Source organism: Lutibacter sp. (genome assembly GCF_040883305.1).
In the GTDB taxonomy this organism is placed as follows: Bacteria; Bacteroidota; Bacteroidia; order Flavobacteriales; family Flavobacteriaceae; genus Lutibacter.
The window spans coordinates 1-4,089 of sequence record NZ_JBFLKT010000301.1 but is presented as its reverse complement, the minus strand read 5'-3'; the positions used below and the strand labels follow the sequence as shown (position 1 = coordinate 4,089).

Sequence of the window (4,089 nt, the reverse complement as noted above, 5' to 3'; positions counted from 1 at the left end):
TAGTATATATATAGCTCTTCTTCCTCCTTCAGTCATTGAATTTCTGAACATTTGTATCCAACCTGAGTTTATAAGTCTATTAAATCTGTTTTTATCCCATCCAAGTAGACGATGAAACTCTTCAAATTTACTTCTGTCAAAATAGTCTTCTGAATACAAAAAAAATATCATGTCAAGATCAGACTGAGTTAGTTTGTATTTTATTTTAACCCATTGACGGATTACTCTCCAATATTTTAGGTAATTATCGTGATTAGATTTCATTAAAAAAAATTATTATATTTGCTACAAAGTTATTAATTAAAATAGTAATAATGAGAATAGTTAAAGGAAGATTAATTTCTGTAAATAATAAAAACAGAAAATTTGGATCGGCTAAAAATTATATTTCTATTCAAGTAGAGGATTCTAATGGAAGAAATGAAAGGTGTCTTTTATTCACTAAAGCAGAGATTGCAAGAGCTGAAGAAAGAGCAGAGAAAAACATTGAGGATCTTACTAAGAAGAATTTTTTTACAAAACTTTTTGATTAACTTTTAATATATAAATTATGGATAAGAAAAAAGAAGATAAAAAGAAGCCTGTTTCAGATTTAAAAAAAACTATTGCTGACATAAACGCAAAGGCTCTTGAACGTAAGGTTAAAAGAGACGCTGAGCGTGCTGCTGCTAATCAATTGAGAAGAAAAAAAATGAGCAGTAAGCCTATGTCAAAAGGGTCTTCTATTAAGGGGCTTCAAGGATTACAAACAAGATTAGGATCTAAAATAACTAAATAATGAAAAAAATTACACCAACATTACCCGGAGCATCTCGTATGCAAATGCCAATGAGCAGTGGCAAATCTGCTTCTAAAATAAAAAAAGTTTCAGGAACTGTAAAAAGGGGAATGGTTAGTAAAAACCCTTACTGTTAGTATTATGGCTGATAAATCTAAAATGAAATGCAATAGTCCTGTTTCATCAAATAGGGCGGGTAAAAAAATGATGGTAAAAGCCTGTTCAGGAGGGAAGGAAAAACTTCTTCATTTCGGAGCCAAGGGTTATGGACATAATTATTCAGCTGCTGCAAGAAAAAGTTTTAGAGCGAGACATAAGTGCGATAGTGCAAACGACAAATTAACTCCAAGATATTGGGCTTGTAAAAAATTATGGGCAGGTAAAGGAGGCTCAACAAAATCAAGTCCAAAAGGTATAAGAGGTAAATATTAAATAAAAATAGTATGCCAAAAGATGCGTGTTATAAAAAAGTAAAAGCAAGTTACAAGGTTTTTCCATCAGCAAGAGCTTCTCAAGCAATTGCTAAATGTAGAAAAGGATCGGGTGTTGTCAGAAAAACTAAGGCAGGTTCTTCATTAAAAAGATGGGAGAAAGAAAATTGGAAGGACACTAAGAGTGGAAAGTCTTGTGGGTCAGGAGGCAAAAATGAATATTGTAGACCTACTAAAAGAGTGTCTTCAAAGACGCCAAAGACTGTTTCTGAAATTAGCAAGTCAAAGTTATCTGCAAAAAAGGCAGAAAAGTCAAGAGTAGGTATGGGTAAAAAAGTTTCAAAAATTTAATTAACTTTACAAAATGAAAAAAGTAATTAAAAAAGCTGCGATTTACGAGTCTAAAAAATCTCTTAATGGTAAGATGAAATTCTTAAAAGGAAATGCTTGTCAAAAACCTAAGAAAAAATGATAGATAAAGGATTTGGAGATACTGTTGAAAGATTTACTAAAGTAACAGGTATAAAAAATGTTGTAAAAACTGTTACAGAAGCATTTGAAATAGAAGACTGTGGTTGTGATAAAAGAAAAGATAGCTTAAACAATCCTAACTTAATAATAAATAAAACCTTTTATAAATTAAAAAAATGGCAATAATACCAATTAGCACAAGATTTATAGGTATCTCAGATACTGTAAATCTGCAGGAAAGAAAATCATCAACTGTAAATAAGGAGACAGAGCCTTATAGTTTACAAGATTTCATTGACTCCGTAGGAGGAGGTGGATTAGAAGGAACGAGTTATGTCTATGTAGCTGCTGACGGAACGGATTTAGAGAACGCAGTTCAACTTCAAGACGCTTACGATACAGCACAAACAATGTCTCCTAGCGCAGCAAATAGAGTAAAAGTTATTTGTGGACCGGGAAATTATAACTTTTCAACTGACTTCGTTATGGATGTTCAGTATATTGACTTAGTTTCTTTAGATGGAAATAGAAGTGTTATATTTAATGGTTTAGGAACTATATCAATTACAGCAAACGATGTTTTTGTAAAAGGAGTTGATGTATTACTTAAAGCCTTTACAGTAGCAACTCTTTTAGATTTACTTAAAGTTGAAAACTGTGCAGGTGGAGATTTTTCATTTGGTGGTGCTGTAATAGCGGCAGGTACTTTTACAAATTGTATTGGTGGTACTGCTTCATTTGGAGGTAGTTTTCCCGGAGGAGCAACAGGTGTTTTTACAGACTGTGTAGGCGGTGATGCTTCATTTGCTAGTGGAAGTAATAGACTAGCGTCAGGAACTTTTACAAATTGTGTAGGTGGATTTCAATCATTTGGAGGGGCAGGAGGAATAGCATCAGGTACATTTACAAATTGTACAGCAGGATCTCAATCATTTGGTGAAAGTGGAACAGCATCAGGTACTTTTACAAATTGTAAAAGTTCAACTTTTTCATTCGGTTATAATGGAACAGCATCAGGTACATTTACTGATTGTGTAGGATTAGATAATTGTTTTGGTACTAATGGAACAGCATCAGGAACTTTCACTAATTGTCAAGGTGGAGAGTATGCATTTGGAACTTATGGAACAGCATCAGGAACATTTACAAATTGTACAGCAGGATTTTATTGTTTTGGGGGTTTTGGTACAGCATCAGGAACATTTACAAATTGTCAAGCTGAGGGAGATTCATTCGGGCTTTTTGGTGTATTGTCAGGAAGACTTTACTACTGCAGATTGACAAGTGATTTTGCTACGTTTCAACTTGTAGATCCGGGAGGTATTACAAGACTATGTATAGATGGTAATAATGCAGAAGATAATCAAGGAATATAATTATGAAAAATTTACAAAGTACAACAGAAGGAACTTGGATTGAATTAAAACAAGTTGAATTAACGGAAGATCAAAAAGCTCTTTTAAAATCAAAAAATAAAGAGGTTAAAAAAACTTTAATGGAAGAGATTAAAGCTCTTAGAGAAGTAAATGCTACTGTTAAGGATACTAAATCTGCTAAATCAAAATATAACTCTATTAAACCGTCTTTAGAATCAGATGATGTTTATGAGTTAATAAGTGCGGATATGGTTTCGATAGATAATAATTTATCAGGAATACTTAATTTTAGACTTAATGGAAAGCATAAACAAATAAGATTTTAAAAGATGGCATATCAAAAATTACAAGCAGGAAGAGCTGCATCGGTAACTCCATCAGACACGTTAGATATTCCCTCAGTTACTGGGGGAATAAATGATGGATGCGTATTATATGTAGGCATAGGAGGAGATTTAACAGTAACAACAACTGGACAAGACGTTGTTACATTTGTTAATATACAAGATGGGACTTTTATTCCTGTTCAAGTATTAAAAGTTTTATCAACAGGTACAACAGCGACCGGTATTATAGCTCTTTGGTAATATGCAAATATCTATATCAAATTCTGTTAAAGGCTTTAGAAACGTAAAAAACAATGTTCAACAAATAGTTGATGCTTTTAAAGATAGAGTTTTAGCTGATGGAGGTATATTTGAGTCCGAGGTTTGTTTAAAGCAAACACTATTAAGTCTAGGTCGAATGTCTGATGAAGGGTTAATTGTATTTAACTTTCAGCAAAGAGTCTTTACTGACGGAGGAGATTGCGAATCACAGGTTTGTTTAATAGATACATTAACAAATTTAAACAATATATAAATGAGTTTATTAAGTCAATCAAGTTTGGTAATAACGCCAAACGGTTATAAAGAAGGAAAATTATATTCTGTAGTTCCTAATGCGCCAATAGGCGATTCTACATTTGCAAGAGCAACAACTGCAACTCGTGTAAACTCGGAGGGGCTTATAGAGGAGGTTGGCTTAAACGTGC

10 protein-coding genes are annotated in these 4,089 nt (G+C 33.0%); all 10 read left to right on the top strand.

Going from position 1 to position 4,089, the window contains the following annotated elements:
* The first annotated feature begins 314 nt into the window (after nucleotides 1–314).
* The 10 genes from AB1Z17_RS09690 (at nucleotide 315) to AB1Z17_RS09645 (ending at nucleotide 3,917) form a co-directional block, all read left to right on the top strand.
* Nucleotides 315–533, top strand: a complete 219-nt coding sequence (locus AB1Z17_RS09690; protein WP_368051602.1) for a hypothetical protein — start codon at nucleotides 315–317, stop codon at nucleotides 531–533.
* Between the two features lie 17 nt (nucleotides 534–550).
* On the top strand, nucleotides 551–778 hold the full coding sequence (locus AB1Z17_RS09685) for a hypothetical protein (RefSeq protein WP_368051601.1): 228 nt from the start codon (nucleotides 551–553) through the stop codon (nucleotides 776–778).
* Nucleotides 778–915 carry a hypothetical protein gene (locus AB1Z17_RS09680; protein WP_368051600.1) on the top strand — a complete coding sequence of 46 codons (138 nt, stop codon included), beginning with the start codon at nucleotides 778–780 and terminating at the stop codon, nucleotides 913–915. The genes AB1Z17_RS09685 and AB1Z17_RS09680 overlap by 1 nt, the downstream gene beginning before the upstream one ends.
* Before the next feature lie 4 nt (nucleotides 916–919).
* Nucleotides 920–1,210, top strand: coding sequence for a hypothetical protein (locus AB1Z17_RS09675; protein ID WP_368051599.1), 291 nt, complete (start codon nucleotides 920–922; stop codon nucleotides 1,208–1,210).
* Nucleotides 1,211–1,221: 11 nt separating this feature from the next.
* Nucleotides 1,222–1,560, top strand: coding sequence for a DUF5872 domain-containing protein (locus AB1Z17_RS09670; protein WP_368051598.1), 339 nt, complete (start codon nucleotides 1,222–1,224; stop codon nucleotides 1,558–1,560).
* A gap of 117 nt (nucleotides 1,561–1,677) precedes the next feature.
* A complete protein-coding gene (locus tag AB1Z17_RS09665) occupies nucleotides 1,678–1,866 on the top strand; it encodes a hypothetical protein (protein ID WP_368051597.1) in 189 nt (62 codons plus the stop codon).
* A complete protein-coding gene (locus AB1Z17_RS09660; protein WP_368051596.1) occupies nucleotides 1,857–3,056 on the top strand; it encodes a hypothetical protein in 1,200 nt (399 codons plus the stop codon). The genes AB1Z17_RS09665 and AB1Z17_RS09660 overlap by 10 nt, the downstream gene beginning before the upstream one ends.
* 2 nt (nucleotides 3,057–3,058) lie before the next feature.
* On the top strand, nucleotides 3,059–3,382 hold the full coding sequence (locus AB1Z17_RS09655; RefSeq protein WP_368051595.1) for a hypothetical protein: 324 nt from the start codon (nucleotides 3,059–3,061) through the stop codon (nucleotides 3,380–3,382).
* Nucleotides 3,383–3,385: 3 nt separating this feature from the next.
* On the top strand, nucleotides 3,386–3,643 hold the full coding sequence (locus tag AB1Z17_RS09650) for a hypothetical protein (RefSeq protein WP_368051594.1): 258 nt from the start codon (nucleotides 3,386–3,388) through the stop codon (nucleotides 3,641–3,643).
* Between the two features lies 1 nt (nucleotide 3,644).
* Nucleotides 3,645–3,917 (top strand): hypothetical protein, encoded by a 273-nt coding sequence (locus AB1Z17_RS09645; protein ID WP_368051593.1) that lies wholly within the window; start codon nucleotides 3,645–3,647, stop codon nucleotides 3,915–3,917.
* Nucleotides 3,918–4,089 lie beyond the last annotated feature (172 nt).